A 23,433-nucleotide genomic window follows, 5' to 3' on the forward strand; every position below is an offset into this window, starting at 1 on the left:
TAAGAAAAAGGCCGCATAGCGGCCTTTTATCAAGCATAAGAGCGTGGCATGTTGCTAGCCCTCGTAAAGAAAAACCCTCATTTAACACAATGTTGTGTCAGAAATTAGGATATTCTTAACGTGGCAGCGAGATTTTGCGTTCTTTACCAGGGCGATAAAGCACCAGCATTTTACCGATGACCTGTACGTTACAGGCGCCGGTTTCGCGCACGATAGCGTCCACGATCAAGGTTTTGGTCTCGCGATCTTCCGAGGCGATTTTCACCTTGATAAGTTCATGGTGCTCTAACGCTTGTTCAATCTCGGCCAGTACCCCTTCGGTCAAACCATTGTTGCCAAGCATAACTACCGGCTTGAGCGGATGTGCCAGACCTTTCAGGTGCTGTTTTTGTTTAGTACTCAGATTCATCGTATATTTTTGCTTACGTTGGGATTGAAAACGGGTCATTCTACCGCCATCTCCCATATATCGCCAAATGGCGCGTAGAAATTTACGCCAAAAGGCTACGATGAACTGTCCCGATGGGAATGTTAAATGACAGGTAAAAAGCGTTCTGCCAGCTCAAGCCGCTGGCTTCAGGAACACTTTAGCGATAAATATGTTCAAGAGGCACAGAAAAAGGGGTTACGTTCCCGTGCCTGGTTTAAACTTGATGAAATACAGCAAAGTGACAAACTTTTTAAGCCGGGGATGACGGTTGTCGACCTCGGTGCTGCACCGGGTGGCTGGTCACAGTACGTGGTCACGCAGATTGGTGGTAAAGGCCGTATTATTGCTTGCGATCTTTTACCTATGGATCCAATCGTTGGTGTGGACTTCCTTCAGGGCGATTTTCGTGATGAACTCGTCATGCAGGCATTACTGGAACGCGTAGGTGACAGTAAAGTACAGGTTGTCATGTCAGATATGGCACCAAACATGAGCGGAACGCCGGCGGTTGATATCCCCCGGGCCATGTATCTGGTGGAACTGGCGCTTGAAATGGCTCGTGATGTGCTAGCGCCAGGCGGAAGTTTTGTAGTGAAGGTGTTCCAGGGCGAAGGCTTCGATGAGTATCTAAGGGAAATTCGCTCCCTGTTTACGAAGGTTAAAGTTCGTAAGCCGGACTCTTCGCGTGCGCGTTCACGTGAAGTGTACATTGTAGCGACCGGGCGAAAATCATAGACGGTGGTTTTTCAAACGAAAGTTTGAAAGAAACTGGATATAGAGTATCCTGACGCTGTTTTTAACACAGTTGTAATAAGAGGTTAATCCCTTGAGTGACATGGCGAAAAACCTAATACTCTGGCTGGTCATTGCCGTTGTGCTGATGTCAGTATTCCAGAGCTTTGGGCCCAGCGAATCGAACAGCCATAAGGTGGATTATTCTACCTTCCTGCAAGAGGTCAATAACGACCAGGTTCGCGAAGCGCGTATCAACGGACGTGAGATCAACGTTACCAAGAAAGATAGTAACCGTTACACGACTTACATCCCGGTTAACGATCCGAAGCTGCTTGACAACCTGCTGACGAAAAACGTCAAAGTGGTTGGCGAGCCGCCAGAAGAGCCGAGCCTGCTGGCTTCGATCTTCATTTCCTGGTTCCCGATGCTGCTGCTTATCGGCGTCTGGATCTTCTTCATGCGCCAGATGCAGGGCGGCGGTGGCAAAGGTGCCATGTCGTTCGGCAAGAGCAAAGCGCGCATGCTGACGGAAGACCAGATTAAAACCACCTTTGCCGACGTTGCAGGCTGCGACGAAGCGAAAGAAGAGGTGGGTGAGCTGGTTGAGTATCTGCGCGAACCGAGCCGCTTCCAGAAGCTGGGCGGTAAAATCCCGAAAGGCGTCCTGATGGTCGGCCCTCCGGGTACCGGTAAAACGCTGCTGGCGAAAGCGATCGCTGGCGAAGCGAAGGTGCCGTTCTTTACGATTTCCGGTTCTGACTTCGTGGAAATGTTCGTCGGTGTCGGCGCATCTCGTGTGCGTGACATGTTCGAACAAGCTAAGAAAGCGGCACCGTGCATCATCTTCATCGATGAAATCGACGCCGTCGGCCGCCAGCGTGGCGCTGGTCTGGGCGGTGGTCACGATGAACGTGAGCAGACCCTGAACCAGATGCTGGTTGAGATGGACGGCTTCGAAGGTAACGAAGGTATCATCGTTATTGCGGCAACTAACCGTCCGGACGTACTTGACCCAGCGCTGCTGCGTCCTGGCCGTTTCGACCGTCAGGTTGTGGTTGGTCTGCCGGACGTTCGCGGTCGTGAACAGATCCTGAAAGTACACATGCGTCGCGTACCGCTGGCGCCGGATATCGACGCGGCAATCATTGCTCGTGGTACCCCTGGCTTCTCCGGTGCAGACCTGGCGAACCTGGTGAACGAAGCGGCGCTGTTTGCTGCTCGTGGTAACAAACGCGTTGTGTCGATGGTTGAGTTCGAAAAAGCGAAAGACAAAATCATGATGGGTGCGGAACGTCGCTCCATGGTGATGACGGAAGCGCAGAAAGAATCCACCGCGTACCACGAAGCGGGCCACGCGATTATCGGTCGCCTGGTGCCGGAACACGATCCGGTACATAAAGTGACCATCATTCCGCGCGGTCGTGCGCTGGGTGTGACCTTCTTCCTGCCTGAAGGCGACGCAATCAGCGCCAGCCGTCAGAAACTGGAAAGTCAGATCTCCACCCTGTACGGCGGTCGTCTGGCGGAAGAGATCATCTACGGTGCCGAACATGTTTCTACCGGGGCGTCGAACGATATTAAAGTCGCGACTAACCTGGCGCGTAACATGGTGACTCAGTGGGGCTTCTCCGACAAACTCGGTCCGCTGCTGTATGCGGAAGAAGAGGGCGAAGTATTCCTGGGCCGCTCTGTAGCCAAAGCGAAGCATATGTCCGATGAAACCGCGCGTATCATCGACCAGGAAGTGAAGGCGCTGATCGAACGTAACTATGGTCGTGCGCGTCAGTTGCTGAACGACAACATGGACATTCTGCACGCAATGAAAGATGCGCTCATGAAATATGAGACCATCGATGCGCCGCAGATTGACGACCTGATGGCTCGCCGCGACGTGCGTCCGCCAGCGGGTTGGGAAGAACCGGGCTCGTCCAACAGCAACAACTCTGGCAGCACTGGCAAGCCGAGTGCACCGCGTCCGGTTGATGAACCGCGCGCGCCGGACTCTGGCACCATGTCAGAGCAGCTGGGCGATAAATAAGTTCTCCCTCGTGGAAGACTGTGCATCATCTGAAACCCTGGGGCTTGCCCCGGGGTTTTTTATATTGAAGAAATAGATAACAAAAGGATTCGCTATGAAACTCACCGCCCAGGGCTCTATCCTGGATCTCTCTCATCCGCACGTGATGGGGATCCTCAACGTCACGCCGGACTCCTTTTCCGACGGCGGCACGCACAACACGCTGGTTGAGGCGGTGAAACATGCAAATCTGATGATTAACGCCGGGGCGACGATCGTCGACGTGGGTGGGGAGTCTACCCGTCCGGGCGCACTGGACGTCAGCGTTGAAGAAGAACTCGACCGTGTGATCCCGGTAGTGGAAGCCATCGCTCAGCGTTTTGAAGTGTGGATCTCCGTCGATACCTCTAAACCGGAAGTGATCCGAGAGTCCGCCCGCGCCGGCGCGCATATCATCAATGATATCCGTTCACTGAGTGAACCGGGCGCGCTGGAGGCGGCGGCCGAAACCGGACTTCCCGTTTCGCTGATGCACATGCAGGGCAATCCGAAAACCATGCAGGACGCGCCGAAATACGACGATGTCTTTGCTGAAGTGAACCGTTATTTCGTCGAACAAATTGCTCGCTGCGAGCGGGTGGGAATCTCAAAAGATAAATTGTTGCTCGACCCGGGGTTCGGTTTCGGTAAAAATATCTCCCATAACTATGCATTACTGGCGCGTTTGTCAGAATTCCATCATTTCGGCCTGCCGCTGTTCGTCGGTATGTCGCGCAAATCGATGATTGGTCAGCTGCTAAACGTGGGGCCGTCGGAGCGCCTTAGCGGCAGTCTGGCGTGCGCGGTGATTGCTGCCATGCAGGGCGCGCATATTGTTCGCGTCCACGACGTCAAAGAAACTGTTGAAGCGATGCGTGTGGTTGAGGCCACCCTGTCTGCGAAGGGAAATAAACGTTATGAGTAATCGCAAATATTTTGGTACCGATGGGATCCGTGGTCGCGTAGGCGATGCGCCGATCACCCCTGATTTCGTCCTGAAGCTGGGTTGGGCGGCAGGCAAGGTGCTGGCAAGCCACGGCTCACGCAAAATCATCATCGGTAAAGACACCCGTATCTCTGGCTATATGTTGGAATCCGCGCTGGAAGCGGGTCTGGCGGCGGCGGGGTTGTCAGCCTCGTTCACCGGCCCAATGCCTACGCCTGCGGTCGCTTATCTGACTCGCACCTTCCGCGCCGAAGCTGGCATCGTTATCTCAGCATCGCATAACCCGTTTTATGACAACGGCATCAAGTTCTTCTCTATCGACGGCACCAAGCTGCCGGACGAAGTTGAAGAAGCGATTGAAGCCGAAATGGAAAAAGAAATCACCTGCGTGGACTCCGCCGAGCTGGGCAAAGCCAGCCGTATCGTCGACGCAGCGGGTCGCTACATTGAGTTCTGCAAAGGCACCTTCCCGAACGAACTGAGCCTGAATGGCCTGAAAGTGGTGGTCGACTGCGCCAACGGCGCGACCTACCATATCGCGCCGAACGTGCTGCGTGAGCTGGGCGCGACCGTTATTGCCATTGGCTGCGAGCCGAACGGCGTGAACATTAACGAAGAAGTGGGCGCTACTGACGTACGCGCGTTACAGGCTCGCGTACTGGCAGAAAAAGCCGATGTTGGCATCGCGCTCGACGGCGACGGCGACCGTGTCATCATGGTTGACCACCAGGGTCACAAGGTTGATGGCGACCAGATCATGTATATCATCGCCCGTGAAGCCCTGCGCCAGGGCCAACTGCGCGGCGGCGTGGTCGGCACTCTGATGAGCAACATGGGGCTGGAAGTGGCGCTTAAGCAGCTGGGTGTTCCGTTTGCCCGGGCGAAAGTGGGCGATCGCTACGTGCTGGAAAAAATGCAGGAGAAAGGCTGGCGCATTGGCGCGGAAAACTCTGGCCACGTGATTCTGCTGGACAAAACCACCACCGGTGACGGCATTGTTGCCGGCCTGCAGGTGGTCGCCGCCATGGTGCGTAACCACATGAGCCTGCACGATCTGTGCAGCGGCATGAAAATGTTCCCGCAGGTGCTGGTCAACGTGCGCTACACCGATGGTAAATCCAACCCGCTGGAAAGCGATGCGGTGAAGACGGCGGCCCTTGAAGCGGAAGCCGCGATGGGTAACCGAGGCCGCGTGCTGCTGCGTAAATCCGGCACCGAGCCGCTGATTCGTGTGATGGTGGAAGGCGAAGACGAAGCGCAGGTCACCGAGCTTGCCCATCGTATTGCTGATGCGGTAAAAGCGGCTTAAGCCGTGACCTAAGTGACTAAAAAGGCGGCGCTTGCCGCCTTTTTATTGCAGACAATGCGTGGTTTTGCTGTTTTTTTCCGCAGTTGATACAATGTGTGGAAATTGCCCTTGCGAAGGTCATTCGCTTTGGTTAGTATTCACACCCGCTTCAGTGGGAAACTTAAATGTCCCGCTTAATTGGTCGAAGCACTTGGTACGCGGTGTCCCCGCAAGGAACAGGTTGATTATGTACGAAGCTCTTTTAGTTGTTTTCCTTATTGTAGCGATTGGCCTTGTGGTCCTCGTTATGCTGCAGCAAGGTAAAGGCGCTGATATGGGAGCCTCCTTTGGAGCAGGCGCTTCCGCTACACTGTTTGGTTCTAACGGTTCTGGTAACTTCATGACCCGTATGACTGCTGTGTTCGCGACGCTGTTCTTCATCATCAGTCTGGTTCTGGGCAACATCAACAGCAACAAGACCAATAAAGGAAGCGAGTGGGATAACCTGACTGCACCGAAGACTGAGCAAACCACTCAGCCAGCGGCTCCGGCTCAGCCGACCAGCGATATCCCGCACTAAGTATTCTGTACCGAGGTGGTGGAATTGGTAGACACGCTACCTTGAGGTGGTAGTGCCCTAACGGGCTTGTGGGTTCGAGTCCCATCCTCGGTACCAATATTCCGAAAGAAAGACGCTGAAAAGCGTCTTTTTTTTCGTCTGTAGAAAACGGGCCTAGTCGGCTTTCGGGAAATCAACGACCGTATCATTTACTCGGTTCACCATGTTGGTGAACAGAATCGCGCTGACGGCGCTGATAATCTCAATCACCTGCTGGTCGTTAAAACCGGCCTGCTTCAGCGCGGTGACGTCCGCTTCCGGCAGCGTACCGGTGGTACTCACCAACGTTTGTGCGAATTTCACCAGCGCAGCGAGATGTGCGTCTTCAGTATAATCTCCTCGGCGCAGCGCGTGGATCTGCTCACCGCTGAAGCCCGCTTTTTTCGCCATCATCGTGTGGGCCGCCAGGCAGTAATCACAGCCGGTGGCTTCACTGACGGAGAGGTTAATCGCCTCCAGTTCCCGGGCGCTCAGGCTGCCTTTATGCAGCATCGCATTGTGTGCCAGCGCCTGCTGTAACGCCGCCGGGGAGTGTCCGCCGATGGTCAGGTAGGCATTTGGCACTTTGCCCATCGCTTTTTTGATCCCACTAAAAATCTCAGCGGCTTTTCCGGTGGCGTCTTGTTCACGAATCTCTGCTAAACGGCTCATGGTCTACTCCTGTTGTTCGAGGGTTTGTTGTGGCATGGGGACATCTTAGGTCACGACGGCGTGGTAGACTGGCCCTCTTCGTCTCATCTTTTTGTCTTATCGTCTCAGGAGTCGTATGGACAGTCTTAGCCATCTCTTAACGTTGCTGATGCCGCGCTGCGAAGTGAATTTGCACTGCCGCTTTGGCGGTCGCTGGCAGGCGGGACACAATCAGATGCGGGCGGGCGTGGTTCCCTGGCACTTTGTGCTCAGCGGCGAAGGGCGGTTAACCGTCGGCAAAGAGACGCGGCAAATGCGTGCGGGCGATGTGATTATGCTGCCGCACGGCTCGCCGCATCTGATGGAAAGTCTGGTGGAGTGGGGGCAGGTATTGCCGGTCGCTCATCGCTTTAACGGCACGCTGACCGAGATGCGTACCGGCTCTGATGGCGATGCGCTGGAAATGCTGTGCGGTGAATTCTATTTCGGCCCCCACGTGAGCTGGCTGTTTACGGAGGAAACCGAACTGGTTCATCTGCATACCGATGAACGCGAGGATTGCCCGGAACTGGAAACGCTGTTGAACGTGTTAGTTCGTGAAAGCCTGGCAGAACATCCCGGTGGCAGCGCTATTGTCCGTAGCCTTGGGGATACGCTGTTGGTGCTGATGCTGCGCACGCTGCTGGGGGCGGAAGAACCGCCAGCCGGTTTACTGCGTCTGATGAGCGATGAGCGGCTGATGCCCGCGGTGCTCGCCGTGCTGGCGACGCCGGAGCAGCCGTGGACGCTGGAGAGTATGGCGGCCAGAGCGTTTTTATCCCGCGCGACTTTCGCCCGTCATTTTGCCCGCGCCTATCATTTGACGCCGCAGGCCTGGCTAACGCAGCTACGTATGGCGTTGGCAGCTCGATTACTGCATCAGGACCGCCAGGCTCGCCTGGAGGTGATTGCTGAGCGCTGTGGTTTCCAGTCGCTGGCCTCATTCTCGAAAAGTTTTAAAAAGCACTACGGCCTGACGCCGGGCGAATGGCGGCGCCGTTAATGGTCGCCAACTCAAGGCACAAAAAAGGCCGCTTACGCGGCCTTTTGCATCAACGATGCGGGCTTATTTGCCTTTGTTTTCCAGATTCTCAACCTGCGGCAGACCGGTCGCAGAAGAGGCGGTCAGTAGACCCGCTTTCGCGTAGCCGAACAGCTTCTCACGGGTATCGGTAATGTCCAGATTACGCATGGTCAATTGGCCAATACGATCGTCCGGTGAGAACACGGACTCGCCTTTCTCCATAGTCAGACGCTCAGCCTTATAGGTCAGGTTGTCAGACACGGTGTTCAGGATGGAGTAGTCGTTGCCGCGACGCAGTTCCAGCGTCACTTCACCGGTGATCTGGCTGGCGACCCAACGTTGCAGGCCGTCACGCAGCATCAGCGCCTGCGAGTCGAACCAGCGGCCCTGATACAGCAGTTTACCCAGCTGACGACCATGAGAATGATACTGTTCGATGGTGTCTTCGTTGTGAATACCGGTCAGCAGACGCTCGTAAGCGATGTGCAGCAGCGCCATCCCCGGGGCTTCATAGATGCCGCGGCTTTTCGCTTCAATGATACGGTTTTCGATCTGGTCGCTCATGCCCAGACCGTGACGGCCGCCGATGCGGTTCGCTTCCAGCATCATCTCAACATCATCGCTGAAGGTTTTACCGTTCAGGGCTACAGGGTGGCCCTGCTCGAAGCGGACGGTCACTTCTTCCGCCGGGATCTTCACGCTCTCGTCCCAGAACTTCACGCCCATAATCGGGTTGACGATCTTGACGCTGGAGTTCAGGAACTCGAGGTCTTTCGCTTCGTGCGTCGCGCCCAACATGTTGGAGTCGGTGGAGTAGGCTTTTTCGACGGACATTTTGTAGTCGAAGCCGCAGGCGATCATAAATTCAGACATCTCATGACGGCCGCCCAGCTCATCGATAAAGTCGGTATCGAGCCATGGTTTGTAAATCTGCAGCTCGGCGTTGGTCAGCAGGCCATAACGATAGAAACGTTCAATATCGTTGCCTTTATAGGTGCTGCCGTCGCCCCAGATGTTCACGCCGTCTTCTTTCATGGCGGCAACCAGCATGGTGCCAGTCACAGCGCGGCCCAACGGGGTGGTATTAAAATAGGTCAGGCCGCCGGTGGTGTTGTGGAAGGCGCCACACTGAATAGCCGCGATGCCTTCGGCAACCAGCTGTTTACGGCAGTCGATCAAACGAGCGTTCTCTGCGCCATATTCCATTGCACGACGAGGAATCGCATCATAATCATCTTCGTCTGGCTGGCCCAGGTTTGCAGTATATGCATAAGGGACCGCGCCTTTTTGTCGCATCCACAGCAGCGCTGCGCTGGTGTCGAGACCGCCAGAGAAGGCGATACCAATACGTTGACCTGCCGGAAGATGCTTGAGAATCGTCGTCATAAAGTAAAACCCTGCGTGATTGACTGAAGGAGAAATCGCGTTTCGCTGTCAGTGAATTTTTATGCAAAATAAATGAGTTTTCATTTAATCATGTTTTGTCATGGACCGGAAGGGATTCATGCATTTTTATTCAAAAAATCCGCGTCGGCAGCGAAGGTTACCAGCATTACCCTACCGCGATCTGCAGCGCATTTCTTCTGCATAGAATGTGAGGTTGACAAGCTGTGAGCCACATCACTATACTACAGGTCGATTTTACGTCCCGTCCTCGGTACCAAATCCCAGCATTATTTGCATTTTTTACTCAAAACGCGTAAAATTTGCCACGTTTCAGGCGCGGGGTGGAGCAGCCTGGTAGCTCGTCGGGCTCATAACCCGAAGGTCGTCGGTTCAAATCCGGCCCCCGCAACCACTTTCCCTTAGAGTTCATTTTCAAATATACTGTGAAGACTTAGGCCTTCGTAGCTGGATTTGAAAAAAAATTCTTTCGGAAGGTTCTCCAGGCCGCAGTTGCGGCTATAGGGTTCAGTTATCTAAAGCCCCGATTTATCGGGGTTTTTTGTTATCTGACTACAGAATAACTGGGCTTTAGGCCCTTTTTTTATGTCTTGGGGGTGGGTTTGTCCACATTAGAGCAAAAATTAACAGAGATGATTACAGCGCCGGTTGAAGCCCTGGGCTACGAACTGGTCGGCATCGAATTTATTCGCGGTCGCACATCCACACTGCGCATCTATATTGATAGTGAAGATGGCATCAATGTTGATGATTGTGCTGATGTGAGCCACCAGGTAAGCGCGGTGATGGACGTCGAAGATCCTATTACTGTGGCTTACAACCTGGAAGTTTCCTCTCCGGGCCTCGACCGTCCTATGTTCACCGCTGAACACTATGTGCGTTTCCTGGGTGAAGAGGTGACGCTGGTCCTGCGCATGGCGGTACAGAACCGTCGTAAGTGGCAGGGCATTATCAAAGCGGTAGACGGTGAGATGATCACTGTGACAGTCGAAGGCAAAGATGAAGTGTTCGCGCTGAGTAACATCCAGAAGGCGAACCTGGTTCCCCACTTTTAACAGTCTGGATTGAGGTGAAAGGCCCCGATGAACAAAGAAATTTTGGCTGTTGTTGAAGCCGTCTCCAACGAGAAAGCGCTGCCGCGTGAGAAGATTTTCGAAGCGCTGGAAAGTGCGCTGGCAACGGCGACAAAGAAAAAATACGAACAGGAAATCGACGTACGCGTTGAAATCGATCGTCGCAGCGGCGACTTCGATACTTTCCGTCGCTGGGTCATTGTTGAAGAAGTGACCCAGCCAACCAAAGAAATTACCCTTGAAGCGGCACGCTTCGAAGATGAAAGCCTGAACGTCGGCGACTACGTTGAAGACCAGATCGAATCTGTGACCTTCGACCGTATCACCACGCAGACCGCGAAACAGGTTATCGTTCAGAAAGTGCGTGAAGCTGAACGCGCGATGGTTGTCGATCAGTTCCGCGACCAGGAAGGCGAAATCGTAACTGGCGTGGTGAAGAAAGTGAACCGCGACAACATCTCTCTGGAAGTGAAATCCGAAGGGATGGCCGGTAACGCTGAAGCTGTGATCCTGCGTGAAGACATGCTGCCGCGTGAAAACTTCCGTCCGGGCGACCGTATCCGCGGCGTTCTGTACGCTGTACGTCCAGAAGCGCGCGGTGCGCAGCTGTTCGTCACCCGTTCCAAGCCGGAAATGCTGATCGAACTGTTCCGCATCGAAGTGCCGGAAATCGGTGAAGAAGTTATCGAAATTAAAGCCGCCGCTCGCGATCCTGGCTCTCGTGCCAAAATCGCGGTGAAAACCAACGACAAGCGTATCGACCCGGTCGGTGCTTGCGTCGGTATGCGTGGCGCGCGCGTGCAGGCGGTTTCGACCGAACTGGGCGGCGAGCGTATCGATATCGTGCTGTGGGACGACAACCCGGCGCAGTTCGTGATTAACGCGATGGCTCCGGCTGACGTGGCATCCATTGTGGTTGACGAAGACAAGCACACCATGGATATCGCGGTAGAAGCGGGTAACCTGGCGCAGGCGATTGGCCGTAACGGTCAGAACGTCCGTCTGGCTTCTCAGCTGAGTGGTTGGGAACTCAACGTGATGACCGTTGATGACCTGCAGGCGAAGCACCAGGCTGAAGCGCACGCGGCTATCGATACTTTCACCAAATATCTTGATATTGATGAAGAGTTCGCCACTGTGCTGGTAGAAGAAGGCTTCTCCACGCTTGAAGAACTGGCCTATGTGCCGATGAAAGAACTGCTGGAAATTGATGGTCTGGACGAAGCGACCGTTGAGGCGCTGCGTGAACGCGCGAAAAACGCCCTGACCACTCTGGCACTTGCCCAGGAAGAAAGCCTCGGTGACAACAAACCGGCTGACGATCTGCTGAACCTGGAAGGGTTAGATCGCGCACTGGCTTTCAAACTGGCCGCTCGTGGTGTTTGTACGCTGGAAGACCTCGCTGAACAAGGCGTTGACGACCTGTCTGATATCGAAGGGTTAACCGACGAGAAAGCGGGTGAGCTGATTATGGCTGCGCGTAACATTTGCTGGTTCGGCGACGAAGCGTAATAAACTGTAGCAGGAAGGAACAGCATGACAGATGTAACCGTAAAAAAGCTGGCCGCAGAGATTGAGACCTCGGTAGATCGCCTGGTACAGCAATTTGCTGACGCTGGCATCCCGAAGTCTGCTGACGACTCTGTGTCCGCACAAGAGAAACAAACCTTACTGGCGCACCTGAACCGTGAAAATGGTTCTGCGCCGGATAAGTTGACTTTGCAGCGCAAAACGCGCAGTACTCTCAACATTCCAGGTACCGGTGGGAAAAGCAAATCGGTACAAATCGAAGTCCGCAAGACACGCACCTTTGTGAAACGCGATCCGCAAGAGGCTGAACGCCTGGCCGCGGAAGAGCAGGCGCAGCGTGAAGCGGAAGAGCAAGCCCGTCGTGAAGCTGAAGAAGCAGCTAAACGCGAGGCGCAACAAAAAGCTGAACGTGAGGCCGCAGAAAAAGCTAATCGTGAAGCCGCTGATAAAGCGAAACGTGAAGCTGCGGAAAAAGACAAAGTGAGCAATCAACAGACCGACGATATGACCAAAACCGCCCAGGCTGAAAAAGCCCGCCGTGAAAATGAAGCTGCCGAGCTGAAGCGCAAAGCGGAAGAAGAAGCGCGTCGCAAGCTTGAAGAAGAAGCCCGTCGTGTTGCGGAAGAAGCGCGCCGCATGGCAGAAGAAAACGAGAAGAACGGTGTGGATGCCGCTGAGCCGACTGAGGACACCAGCGACTATCACGTCACCACTTCTCAGCATGCCCGTCAGGCAGAAGACGAAAACGACCGTGAAGTAGAAGGCGGCCGTGGCCGTGGCCGCAATGCGAAAGCTGCGCGTCCGGCGAAAAAAGGCAACAAACACGCCGAATCCAAAGCCGACCGTGAAGAAGCGCGCGCCGCTGTTCGCGGGGGTAAAGGCGGCAAGCAGCGTAAAGGTTCCGCACTGCAGCAGGGCTTCCAGAAGCCGGCTCAGGCCGTTAACCGTGACGTTGTGATTGGCGAAACCATCACCGTTGGCGAACTGGCTAACAAGATGGCGGTGAAAGGTTCTCAGGTCATCAAAGCGATGATGAAGCTGGGCGCCATGGCCACCATCAACCAGGTCATCGACCAGGAAACCGCACAGCTGGTTGCCGAAGAGATGGGCCACAAAGTTATCCTGCGTCGTGAAAACGAGCTGGAAGAAGCGGTAATGAGCGACCGTGATACCGGCGCTGCGGCTGAACCGCGCGCACCGGTTGTGACCATCATGGGTCACGTTGACCACGGTAAAACCTCTCTGCTGGATTACATTCGTTCCACGAAAGTGGCCTCTGGCGAAGCGGGCGGCATTACCCAGCACATCGGTGCATACCACGTTGAAACCGACAACGGTATGATCACCTTCCTGGACACCCCGGGTCACGCCGCGTTTACCTCAATGCGTGCTCGTGGTGCGCAGGCAACGGATATCGTTGTTCTGGTTGTCGCAGCAGACGATGGCGTGATGCCGCAGACTATCGAAGCAATCCAGCACGCGAAAGCGGCGGGTGTGCCGGTTGTGGTTGCAGTGAACAAAATCGATAAGCCAGAAGCGGATCCGGATCGCGTTAAAAACGAACTGTCCCAGTACGGCATCCTGCCGGAAGAGTGGGGCGGCGAGAGCCAGTTCGTTCACGTATCCGCCAAAGCGGGTACCGGTATTGACGAACTGCTGGACGCTATCCTGCTGCAGGCTGAAGTTCTTGAGCTGAAAGCGGTACGTAATGGTATGGCAAGCGGCGCGGTAATCGAATCCTTCCTGGATAAAGGTCGTGGTCCGGTTGCAACCGTTCTGGTTCGTGAAGGTACTCTGCACAAGGGCGACATCGTTCTGTGTGGCTTCGAATACGGTCGCGTTCGTGCGATGCGTAACGAACTGGGTCAGGAAGTGCTGGAAGCGGGTCCGTCCATTCCGGTGGAAATCCTCGGTCTGTCCGGTGTTCCGGCTGCCGGTGACGAAGTGACCGTCGTTCGTGACGAGAAGAAAGCGCGTGAAGTTGCTCTGTATCGTCAGGGTAAATTCCGTGAAGTTAAACTGGCTCGTCAGCAGAAATCTAAACTCGAGAACATGTTCGCCAACATGACCGAAGGCGAAGTTCACGAAGTGAACATCGTACTGAAGGCCGACGTACAGGGTTCTGTGGAAGCGATTTCCGACTCCTTGCTGAAACTGTCTACCGACGAAGTGAAAGTGAAGATCATCGGTTCTGGCGTAGGTGGTATCACCGAAACCGACGCGACCCTGGCTGCGGCATCCAACGCGATTCTGGTTGGCTTCAACGTTCGTGCTGACGCTTCTGCGCGTAAAGTTATCGAAGCAGAAAGCCTGGATCTGCGCTACTACTCCGTCATCTATAACCTGATCGACGAAGTGAAAGCGGCAATGAGCGGCATGCTGTCTCCGGAACTGAAACAGCAGATCATTGGTCTGGCTGAAGTACGTGACGTGTTCAAATCACCGAAATTCGGTGCGGTCGCTGGCTGTATGGTTACCGAAGGTACCATCAAGCGCCACAACCCGATCCGCGTTCTGCGTGACAACGTGGTTATCTACGAAGGCGAGCTGGAATCCCTGCGTCGCTTCAAAGATGACGTTAACGAAGTCCGTAACGGCATGGAATGTGGTATCGGCGTGAAGAACTACAACGACGTTCGCGTTGGCGATATGATCGAAGTGTTCGAAATCATCGAGATCCAACGTACCATCGCTTAATCTTCGTTTAGATTGCCGATTGTAGGCCGGGGAAGCGAAGCGCCACCCGGCAACTATTTCAAAAGGGGCTGATAAGCCCCTTTTTTGTCTGGAGAATTTATTATGGCGAAAGAATTTGGTCGCCCGCAGCGCGTGGCCCAGGAGATGCAAAAAGAGATCGCAATCATCCTGCAGCGCGAAATTAAAGATCCGCGTCTGGGCATGATGACCACCGTTTCCGGTGTTGAAATGTCCCGCGATCTGGCCTATGCCAAAGTGTTTGTGACCTTCCTGAACGACAAAGATGAAGCGGCCGTCAAAGCCGGCATCAAAGCGCTGCAGGAAGCCTCTGGTTTCATCCGCTCGCTGCTGGGTAAAGCCATGCGCCTGCGTATCGTGCCGGAACTAACCTTCTTCTACGATAATTCGCTGGTCGAAGGGATGCGCATGTCCAACCTGGTGACTAACGTGGTGAAGCATGACGAAGAACGTCGTGTGAACCCGGACGACAGCAAGGAGGACTGATGAGTCGTCCTCGTCGTCGCGGCCGTGATATTCACGGCGTGCTGTTGCTGGATAAGCCGCAGGGCGCATCCAGCAATGATGTACTGCAGAAAGTGAAGCGCATCTACAATGCCAATCGCGCCGGACATACCGGCGCGTTGGATCCGCTGGCGACCGGTATGCTGCCGATTTGCCTCGGTGAAGCGACCAAGTTTTCCCAGTATCTGCTGGACTCCGACAAACGCTATCGCGTGATTGCTCGCTTAGGTCAGCGTACCGATACGTCGGATGCCGACGGGCAGATCGTCGAAGAGCGTCCGGTGACTTTTAGCGATGCGCAGCTGGCAGAGGCGCTTGAGAGCTTCCGTGGCGACACCCAGCAGGTGCCGTCCATGTATTCCGCGCTGAAGTACCAGGGCAAAAAGCTTTACGAATATGCTCGTCAGGGCATTGAAGTGCCGCGTGAAGCGCGCCCGATTACCGTCTACGAACTGCTGTTTATTCGTCATGAAGGGAACGAGCTGGAGCTGGAAATTCACTGCTCCAAAGGCACCTATATTCGTACCATCATTGACGATCTGGGCGAGAAGCTCGGCTGTGGTGCGCACGTGATTTTCCTGCGTCGCCTGGCGGTCAGCAAATACCCGGTCGAGCGTATGGTCACGCTGGAGCATCTGCGCGAACTGGTTGAACAGGCCGAACAGCAGGGCATTCCGGCGGCGGAATTACTCGATCCGTTATTGATGCCGATGGACAGTCCCGCTTCGGACTATCCGGTGGTGAATATCCCTGTAACGTCAGCGGTTTACTTTAAAAATGGTAATCCGGTACGGACGTCAGGCGCGCCGCTGGAAGGCCTGGTGCGCGTGACGGAAGGTGACGAAGGTAAATTCCTCGGTATGGGTGAAATCGATGACGAAGGCCGCGTGGCTCCACGCCGTCTGGTGGTCGAGTACACTGAGTAAGCCAGGTTCTGTGGCTTGCGATAACCGAGCGCTGCGAGTAGAATATCGCGGCTTAACGTCTGCTTAATTGTTTAACAATTGGCAAGCGTTATCTCAGGGCTGCTGAATTAGAGATCGGCACCCTTTCTTTCTTTTAAATTTGGAGTTCAAAATGTCTCTAAGCGTTGAAGCTAAAGCACAAATCGTTTCTGAGTTCGGTCGTGGCGCGAACGACAGCGGTTCTACCGAAGTTCAGGTTGCACTGCTGACTGCACAGATCAACCACCTGCAGGGTCACTTTGCAGAGCACAAAAAAGATCACCACAGCCGTCGTGGTCTGCTGCGCATGGTTTCTCAGCGTCGTAAACTGCTCGACTACCTGAAACGTAAAGATGTTGCACGCTACACCGCGCTGATCGAGCGTCTGGGTCTGCGTCGCTAATTCTAGCGAGTTTCAGAAAGAGGGGCCTTTATGGCCCCTTTTTTCCACCGGACGACCGTCATTTATAAGAAAGTTTGCCCGTAAGACGCTGTCTGGCGTTCTGGTAATCCTGCTTGTCTGCATCTTGTTGAGACAAAATTGAGCTGAAATTACCAACACAGCAGTATTTTGAAAGATAACGGGTATAATGTATTGTTGTTGTACATATTCTTCGTTGCAGAGGTTCGCGCGGCTAATGAGAGGCTTTACCCGGCGTCGGGTTAGGGTTGTCATTAGTCGCGAGGATGCAAAGAAGATCGGTTTCATCGGTCGGCACGCCAAGGGGTGTGCCGCCACTCATTAAGAAAGGATAGAATTTTGCTTAATCCGATCGTTCGTAAGTTCCAGTACGGCCAACACACCGTAACGCTGGAAACCGGCATGATGGCGCGCCAGGCAACTGCCGCCGTGATGGTTAGCATGGATGACACCGCGGTATTCGTTACCGTTGTGGGTCAGAAAAAAGCGAAACCAGGCCAGGACTTCTTCCCGCTGACCGTTAACTATCAGGAGCGTACCTACGCTGCTGGCCGTATCCCGGGTAGCTTCTTCCGTCGTGAAGGCCGTCCAAGCGAAGGCGAAACCTTGATCGCGCGTCTGATTGACCGCCCGGTTCGTCCGCTGTTCCCGGAAGGCTTCGTTAACGAAGTTCAGGTTATCGCGACCGTTGTTTCCGTTAACCCGCAGGTTAACCCAGACATCGTTGCCATGATTGGCGCATCTGCTGCGCTGTCCCTGTCCGGTATTCCGTTCAACGGCCCAATCGGTGCTGCGCGCGTAGGTTACATCAATGACCAGTACGTGCTGAACCCGACTCAGGACGAGCTGAAAGAAAGCAAGCTGGATCTGGTGGTTGCCGGTACCGAAGCTGCCGTACTGATGGTTGAATCTGAAGCAGAACTGCTGAGCGAAGACACCATGCTGGGCGCTGTTGTATTCGGTCACGAACAGCAGCAGATCGTCATCAAAGAGATCAACGAGCTGGTTAAACAAGCGGGTAAACCGCGTTGGGATTGGCAGCCGGAAGCCGTTAACGAAGCGCTGAACGCGCGCGTGGCTGCGCTGGCAGAATCTCGCCTGAGCGACGCTTACCGCATCACCGACAAACAAGAGCGTTATGCTCAGGTTGACGTGATCAAATCTGAAACCATCGCGACTCTGGTGGCGGAAGACGAAACCCTGGACGCTAACGAGCTGGGCGAAATCCTGCACGCTATCGAGAAAAACGTTGTTCGTAGCCGCGTACTGGCAGGCGAGCCGCGTATCGATGGCCGCGAAAAAGACATGATCCGTGGTCTGGACGTACGCACCGGCGTTCTGCCGCGTACTCACGGTTCTGCGCTGTTCACCCGTGGTGAAACGCAGGCGCTGGTTACCGCGACCCTGGGTACCGCACGTGACGCGCAGGTTCTTGATGAACTGATGGGCGAGCGTACTGACAACTTCCTGTTCCACTACAACTTCCCTCCGTACTCCGTAGGCGAAACCGGCATGGTCGGTTCTCCGAAGCGTCGTGAAATTGGTCACGGTCGTCTGGCGAAGCGCGGCGTGCTGGCAGTGATGCCGGAAGGCGACAAGTTCCCGTACACCGTTCGTGTGGTTTCTGAAATCACCGAATCTAACGGTTCTTCCTCTATGGCTTCCGTATGTGGCGCTTCCCTGGCGCTGATGGACGCAGGCGTGCCAATCAAAGCAGCCGTTGCGGGCATCGCGATGGGTCTGGTGAAAGAAGGCGACAACTTTGTTGTTCTGTCTGACATCCTGGGCGACGAAGACCACCTGGGCGATATGGACTTCAAAGTGGCGGGTTCCCGCGACGGTATCTCTGCACTGCAGATGGATATCAAAATTGAAGGTATCACCAAAGAGATCATGCAGGTTGCGCTGAACCAGGCTAAAGGTGCCCGTCTGCACATCCTGGGCGTGATGGAACAGGCGATTAACGCGCCGCGCGGTGATATTTCTCAGTTCGCTCCGCGTATCCACACCATCAAGATCAATCCGGACAAGATCAAAGACGTTATCGGTAAAGGCGGTTCTGTTATCCGTGCCCTGACCGAAGAAACCGGCACCACCATTGAAATCGAAGATGACGGTACTGTGAAGATCGCAGCGACTGACGGCGAGAAAGCGAAACACGCTATCCGTCGTATCGAAGAGATCACCGCAGAAATCGAAGTGGGTCGTATCTACAATGGTAAAGTGACCCGTATCGTTGATTTCGGTGCCTTCGTGGCCATCGGCGGCGGTAAAGAAGGTCTGGTACACATCTCTCAGATCGCTGACAAGCGCGTTGAGAAAGTGACCGACTACCTGCAGATGAACCAGGAAGTACCGGTTAAGGTTCTGGAAGTTGACCGTCAGGGCCGTATCCGTCTGAGCATTAAAGAAGCAACCGAGCAGTCTCAGCCTGCCGCCGCACCGGAAGCTCCGGCAGCGGAACAAGGCGAGTAAGGTTTGCCTTTTGCCCTCCGCGTTTGCGGAGGGCACATTTCGCTGGCTGGATGCCTTGTTTGCATGCGGGGGACAGGACGTTCATCCAATTGTTGTCTTCGGGAGTGGGAAATGAAGCCTTTTTTGCGCTGGTGTTTCGTGGCGACAGCACTCACGCTGGCAGGATGTAGCAACTCTGCCTGGCGTAAAAGTGAAGTCCTCGCGGTGCCATTGCAACCGACGTTACAGCAGGAAGTAATCCTGGCACGCATGGAACAAATTCTTGCCAGTCGGGCTTTAACCGATGACGAACGCGCACAGCTTTTATATGAGCGCGGAGTGTTGTATGATAGTCTCGGTCTGAGGGCATTAGCGCGAAATGATTTTTCACAAGCGCTGGCTATCCGACCTGATATGCCTGAAGTATTCAATTACTTAGGCATTTATTTAACGCAGGCAGGCAATTTTGATGCTGCCTATGAAGCGTTTGATTCTGTACTTGAGCTTGATCCAACTTACAATTATGCGCACTTGAACCGCGGCATCGCGCTTTATTACGGTGGCCGTGCGAAGTTAGCGCAAGATGATCTGCTGGCGTTTTATCAAGACGATCCCAATGATCCTTTCCGCAGTCTGTGGCTTTATCTCGCTGAGCAGAAGCTCGATGAGAAGCAGGCGAAAGATGCGTTGAAGCAACGCTTCGACAAATCGGATAAAGAACAATGGGGATGGAACATTGTCGAGTTCTACTTAGGCAACATTGACGAAAAAACGTTAATGGAGCGCCTGAAGGCGGACGCAACGGATAACACCTCGCTCGCTGAGCATCTCAGTGAAACCAACTTCTATTTAGGTAAGTATTACCTAAGTCTTGGGGACAAGGACAGCGCTACGGCACTGTTCAAACTGGCGGTTGCCAACAACGTACATAACTACGTTGAGCACCGATACGCATTGTTGGAATTATCGCTCCTGGGCCAGGACCAAGATGACCTGGCAGAATCGGACCAGCAATAGCTGACGACTACATCAGCCCGTAATCTTTTTGATTGCCATCACCTTCGCGGGTGAGGGCGTTGTTGTTCGTTAATACACCTACTTTGAGCCGGTTCACACTTTTCAATGAAAATTGCAGATCAATTTCATGATGAGTTATGTAGACTGGCCGCCATTAATATCGAGGCACTTGTACTACATGGCTGAATTCGAAACCACTTTTGCAGATCTGGGCCTGAAGGCTCCTATCCTTGAAGCCCTTAACGATCTGGGTTACGAAAAACCATCTCCGATCCAGGCTGAGTGTATCCCACACCTGCTTTCTGGTCGTGACGTGCTGGGCATGGCCCAGACTGGTAGCGGTAAAACGGCGGCGTTCTCTCTGCCGCTGCTGAACAATCTTGATCCTGAGCTGAAAGCGCCACAGATTCTGGTGCTGGCACCGACCCGCGAACTGGCGGTTCAGGTAGCTGAAGCAATGACGGATTTCTCTAAACATATGCGCGGCGTAAACGTGGTTGCCCTGTACGGCGGCCAGCGTTATGACGTGCAGCTGCGCGCCCTGCGTCAAGGGCCGCAAATCGTTGTCGGTACCCCGGGTCGTCTGCTGGACCACCTGAAGCGCGGTACCCTGGACCTCTCTAAGCTGAGCGGCCTGGTGCTGGATGAAGCAGATGAAATGCTGCGCATGGGCTTTATCGAAGACGTTGAAACCATTATGGCGCAGATCCCGGAAGGTCATCAGACCGCGCTGTTCTCCGCCACCATGCCGGAAGCGATTCGTCGCATTACCCGCCGCTTTATGAAAGAGCCGCAGGAAGTACGCATTCAGTCCAGCGTCACCACTCGCCCGGACATCAGCCAGAGCTACTGGTCTGTGTACGGCATGCGTAAGAATGAAGCGCTGGTGCGTTTCCTGGAAGCGGAAGACTTTGATGCGGCGATTATCTTCGTACGCACCAAAAACGCGACCCTGGAAGTAGCAGAAGCGCTGGAGCGCAATGGCTACAACAGCGCTGCGCTGAACGGTGATATGAACCAGGCCCTGCGTGAGCAGACTCTGGAGCGTCTGAAAGACGGTCGTCTGGATATCCTGATTGCAACCGACGTGGCAGCACGTGGTCTGGACGTAGAACGTATCAGCCTGGTTGTGAACTATGACATCCCGATGGACTCCGAGTCTTACGTTCACCGTATCGGCCGTACCGGTCGTGCGGGCCGTGCGGGCCGTGCGCTGCTGTTCGTTGAGAACCGCGAGCGTCGCCTGCTGCGTAACATCGAACGCACCATGAAGCTGACCATTCCGGAAGTGGAACTGCCGAACGCAGAACTGCTGGGCAAACGCCGTCTGGAAAAATTCGCCGCCAAAGTACAGCAGCAGCTGGAAAGCAGCGATCTGGATCTGTACCGTGGCCTGCTGGCTAAAATTCAGCCGACCGCAGAAGGCGAAGAGCTGGATATGGAAACGCTGGCCGCTGCGCTGCTGAAAATGGCACAGGGCGAACGTTCTCTGATCGTTCCGCCAGATGCGCCGATGCGTCCGAAACGTGAGTTCCGTGACCGTGACGATCGCTTTGAGCGTCGTGGCGATCGCAACGATCGTGGTCCGCGTGACCGTGGCGACCGTGAAGATCGTCCGAAGCGCGAACGTCGTGACGTTGGCGATATGGAGCTGTACCGCATTGAAGTGGGCCGTGATGACGGCGTTGAAGTTCGTCATATCGTGGGCGCGATTGCTAACGAAGGCGATATCAGCAGCCGTTACATCGGTAACATCAAACTGTTCGGTACCCACTCCACCATCGAACTGCCGAAAGGCATGCCGGGCGAAGTACTGCAGCACTTTACTCGCACCCGCATCCTGAACAAGCCGATGAACATGCAGCTGATCGGTGATGCCCAGCCACGCCCAGAGCGTAGCGGTCGCAGCTTCGGCGGCGAACGTCGCGAAGGTGGTCGTAGCTTCGGCGGTGAGCGTCGTGAAGGCGGCCGTAGCTTCGGTGGCGAGCGTCGCGAAGGTGGTCGTGGTGATGGTCGTCGTTTCAGCGGCGAACGTCGTGAAGGCAGCCGTGGCCCGCGCCGTGATGATGCTGCGCCGCGTCGTGACGACTCCGCAGGTCGTCGCCGTTTCGGCGGTGACGCATAAGCCAGACGGCTTAAAAGCGTAAAGTAAAATATACAGCCCCGATCGTCATGATTGGGGCTTTTTTTATTTCCTTTGTACTCGTGTACTGGTACAGTGCAACATATTAAAATGCAGTAGCAAAATTATTCACTGGAGAAAAGGCTGTATGGCGACACTAACCACCACCCAAACGTCACCTTCGCTGCTTGGCGGCGTGGTGATCATCGGCGGCACCATCATTGGCGCAGGAATGTTCTCCCTGCCGGTGGTCATGTCCGGTGCGTGGTTCTTCTGGTCGATGGCGGCGCTGGTGTTTACCTGGTTCTGCATGCTGCACTCCGGGCTGATGATCCTTGAAGCGAACCTGAACTACCGTATTGGTTCCAGTTTTGACACCATCACCAAAGACCTGCTGGGCAAAGGCTGGAACGTGGTAAACGGCATCTCTATTGCCTTTGTGCTCTACATCCTGACCTACGCCTATATTTCGGCGAGCGGCTCGATTCTGCACCACACCTTTGCCGAGATGTCGCTGAACGTGCCGGCACGAGCAGCAGGCTTTGGCTTCGCGCTGCTGGTGGCGTTTGTTGTCTGGTTGAGTACTAAAGCGGTGAGCCGCATGACGGCCATCGTACTGGGTGCGAAGGTGATTACCTTCTTCCTGACCTTCGGTAGCCTGATGGGCCACGTAACGCCCGCCACGCTGTTTAACGTTGCCGAAAGCCACGCCAGCTATACGCCTTACCTGCTGATGACGTTGCCATTCTGCCTGGCGTCGTTCGGTTATCACGGTAACGTACCGAGCCTGATGAAGTATTACGGTAAAGATCCGCGCACCATCGTGAAGTGTCTGGTGTACGGAACGTTGCTGGCGCTGGTGCTCTATACCGTTTGGTTACTGGGCACGATGGGTAACATCCCGCGTCCAGAATTTATCGGCATTGCCCAGAAGGGCGGTAACATTGATGTGCTGGTGCAGGCGTTAAGCGGCGTACTGAACAGCCGTGGCCTGGATCTTCTGCTGGTGGTGTTTTCTAACTTTGCGGTGGCCAGCTCCTTCCTCGGCGTAACGCTCGGCCTGTTTGATTACCTGGCAGACCTGTTCGGCTTCGACGATTCCGCGCGGGGGCGTTTCAAGACCGCGCTACTGACCTTCCTGCCGCCGATTATCGGTGGCCTGCTGTGGCCGAACGGTTTCCTGTACGCCATTGGCTATGCGGGTCTGGCGGCAACCATCTGGGCGGCAATTGTGCCGGCGCTGCTGGCGCGTAAATCGCGTAAGCGCTTCGGTAGCCCGAAATTCCGCGTCTGGGGCGGCAAGCCGATGATTGCGCTGATTCTGGTGTTTGGCGTGGGTAACGCGCTGGTGCATGTGCTGTCGAGCTTTAACCTGCTGCCGGTTTATCAGTAAGGCGTTTGTCCCCTCACCCTAACCCTCTCCCCATGGGGGAGAGGGGACAGCTCGGTGCGGTTTTCCCCCTCGCCCCTTTGGGGAGAGGG

At 54.7% G+C, this 23,433-nt stretch carries 20 protein-coding genes and 2 tRNA genes; 19 read left to right on the forward strand and 3 right to left on the reverse strand.

Annotated elements, in window-relative coordinates; translation table 11 throughout:
* Positions 1-115: 115 nt before the first annotated feature.
* Positions 116-409: a ribosome assembly RNA-binding protein YhbY gene (gene yhbY, locus NNN71_RS01040; RefSeq protein ID WP_024133059.1), complete on the reverse strand. Its 294-nt coding sequence runs from the start codon at positions 407-409 to the stop codon at positions 116-118.
* A 126-nt stretch (positions 410-535) separates the two neighbouring features.
* On the opposite strand from yhbY, the gene rlmE reads away from it, so the two are divergent.
* The 6 genes from rlmE to NNN71_RS01070 all read left to right on the forward strand — a co-directional run bounded on the left by rlmE (position 536) and on the right by NNN71_RS01070 (position 6,131).
* Positions 536-1,165, forward strand: a complete 630-nt coding sequence (gene rlmE, locus NNN71_RS01045) for a 23S rRNA (uridine(2552)-2'-O)-methyltransferase RlmE (protein ID WP_064541917.1) — start codon at positions 536-538, stop codon at positions 1,163-1,165.
* A 100-nt stretch (positions 1,166-1,265) separates the two neighbouring features.
* Complete coding sequence (ftsH, locus tag NNN71_RS01050) at positions 1,266-3,203, forward strand: ATP-dependent zinc metalloprotease FtsH (RefSeq protein WP_163447788.1); 1,938 nt, start codon at positions 1,266-1,268, stop codon at positions 3,201-3,203.
* Between the two features lie 94 nt (positions 3,204-3,297).
* A complete protein-coding gene (folP, locus tag NNN71_RS01055) occupies positions 3,298-4,146 on the forward strand; it encodes a dihydropteroate synthase (RefSeq protein ID WP_271457688.1) in 849 nt (282 codons plus the stop codon).
* Positions 4,139-5,476, forward strand: a complete 1,338-nt coding sequence (gene glmM / locus NNN71_RS01060) for a phosphoglucosamine mutase (RefSeq protein ID WP_271457689.1) — start codon at positions 4,139-4,141, stop codon at positions 5,474-5,476. The genes folP and glmM overlap by 8 nt, the downstream gene beginning before the upstream one ends.
* Before the next feature lie 226 nt (positions 5,477-5,702).
* Positions 5,703-6,035 (forward strand): preprotein translocase subunit SecG, encoded by a 333-nt coding sequence (gene secG, locus NNN71_RS01065; RefSeq protein ID WP_064541957.1) that lies wholly within the window; start codon positions 5,703-5,705, stop codon positions 6,033-6,035.
* Between the two features lie 9 nt (positions 6,036-6,044).
* Positions 6,045-6,131, forward strand: a tRNA-Leu gene (locus tag NNN71_RS01070).
* 57 nt (positions 6,132-6,188) lie between these two features.
* On the opposite strand, the gene NNN71_RS01075 is transcribed toward NNN71_RS01070, so the two are convergent.
* A complete protein-coding gene (locus NNN71_RS01075) occupies positions 6,189-6,725 on the reverse strand; it encodes a carboxymuconolactone decarboxylase family protein (RefSeq protein ID WP_163447791.1) in 537 nt (178 codons plus the stop codon).
* 115 nt (positions 6,726-6,840) lie between these two features.
* On the opposite strand from NNN71_RS01075, the gene NNN71_RS01080 reads away from it, so the two are divergent.
* The gene (locus NNN71_RS01080; RefSeq protein ID WP_271457690.1) at positions 6,841-7,746 is read left to right on the forward strand and encodes a cupin domain-containing protein; all 906 of its coding nucleotides are present in this window, start codon (positions 6,841-6,843) and stop codon (positions 7,744-7,746) included.
* Between the two features lie 63 nt (positions 7,747-7,809).
* On the opposite strand, the gene argG is transcribed toward NNN71_RS01080, so the two are convergent.
* Positions 7,810-9,153, reverse strand: coding sequence for an argininosuccinate synthase (argG, locus tag NNN71_RS01085; RefSeq protein WP_000207646.1), 1,344 nt, complete (start codon positions 9,151-9,153; stop codon positions 7,810-7,812).
* A gap of 335 nt (positions 9,154-9,488) precedes the next feature.
* Here argG and NNN71_RS01090 point away from each other — a divergent pair.
* From NNN71_RS01090 to mtr, 12 genes are all read left to right on the forward strand, one after another.
* Positions 9,489-9,565, forward strand: a tRNA-Met gene (locus NNN71_RS01090).
* A 208-nt stretch (positions 9,566-9,773) separates the two neighbouring features.
* Positions 9,774-10,226: a ribosome maturation factor RimP gene (gene rimP, locus NNN71_RS01095; protein WP_064541967.1), complete on the forward strand. Its 453-nt coding sequence runs from the start codon at positions 9,774-9,776 to the stop codon at positions 10,224-10,226.
* A gap of 27 nt (positions 10,227-10,253) precedes the next feature.
* Complete coding sequence (gene nusA / locus NNN71_RS01100) at positions 10,254-11,756, forward strand: transcription termination factor NusA (protein WP_106927222.1); 1,503 nt, start codon at positions 10,254-10,256, stop codon at positions 11,754-11,756.
* Positions 11,757-11,780: 24 nt separating this feature from the next.
* Positions 11,781-14,471, forward strand: a complete 2,691-nt coding sequence (gene infB / locus NNN71_RS01105; protein WP_163447793.1) for a translation initiation factor IF-2 — start codon at positions 11,781-11,783, stop codon at positions 14,469-14,471.
* A 102-nt stretch (positions 14,472-14,573) separates the two neighbouring features.
* Positions 14,574-14,975, forward strand: a complete 402-nt coding sequence (rbfA, locus tag NNN71_RS01110; RefSeq protein WP_049848849.1) for a 30S ribosome-binding factor RbfA — start codon at positions 14,574-14,576, stop codon at positions 14,973-14,975.
* Complete coding sequence (truB, locus tag NNN71_RS01115; protein WP_223803795.1) at positions 14,975-15,919, forward strand: tRNA pseudouridine(55) synthase TruB; 945 nt, start codon at positions 14,975-14,977, stop codon at positions 15,917-15,919. The genes rbfA and truB overlap by 1 nt, the downstream gene beginning before the upstream one ends.
* Positions 15,920-16,070: 151 nt before the next feature.
* Complete coding sequence (rpsO, locus tag NNN71_RS01120) at positions 16,071-16,340, forward strand: 30S ribosomal protein S15 (protein WP_035891092.1); 270 nt, start codon at positions 16,071-16,073, stop codon at positions 16,338-16,340.
* A 357-nt stretch (positions 16,341-16,697) separates the two neighbouring features.
* Entirely contained in the window at positions 16,698-18,833 is a 2,136-nt protein-coding gene (gene pnp, locus NNN71_RS01125; RefSeq protein ID WP_163447795.1) for a polyribonucleotide nucleotidyltransferase, read from the forward strand.
* Between the two features lie 111 nt (positions 18,834-18,944).
* Positions 18,945-19,829 (forward strand): lipoprotein NlpI, encoded by an 885-nt coding sequence (gene nlpI, locus NNN71_RS01130; RefSeq protein ID WP_185667823.1) that lies wholly within the window; start codon positions 18,945-18,947, stop codon positions 19,827-19,829.
* 105 nt (positions 19,830-19,934) lie between these two features.
* Positions 19,935-20,015, forward strand: coding sequence for a protein YrbN (gene yrbN / locus NNN71_RS01135; protein ID WP_100249910.1), 81 nt, complete (start codon positions 19,935-19,937; stop codon positions 20,013-20,015).
* Positions 20,008-21,954: a DEAD/DEAH family ATP-dependent RNA helicase gene (locus NNN71_RS01140; RefSeq protein ID WP_163447797.1), complete on the forward strand. Its 1,947-nt coding sequence runs from the start codon at positions 20,008-20,010 to the stop codon at positions 21,952-21,954. Before yrbN ends, NNN71_RS01140 begins: the two co-directional genes overlap by 8 nt.
* Before the next feature lie 145 nt (positions 21,955-22,099).
* Positions 22,100-23,344, forward strand: a complete 1,245-nt coding sequence (gene mtr, locus NNN71_RS01145) for a tryptophan permease (RefSeq protein ID WP_271457691.1) — start codon at positions 22,100-22,102, stop codon at positions 23,342-23,344.
* The last annotated feature ends 89 nt before the right edge of the window (positions 23,345-23,433 follow it).

Origin of the sequence: Kluyvera sp. Awk 3, assembly GCF_028069715.1 — a bacterium.
Lineage (GTDB): Bacteria > Pseudomonadota > Gammaproteobacteria > Enterobacterales > Enterobacteriaceae > Kluyvera > Kluyvera georgiana_A.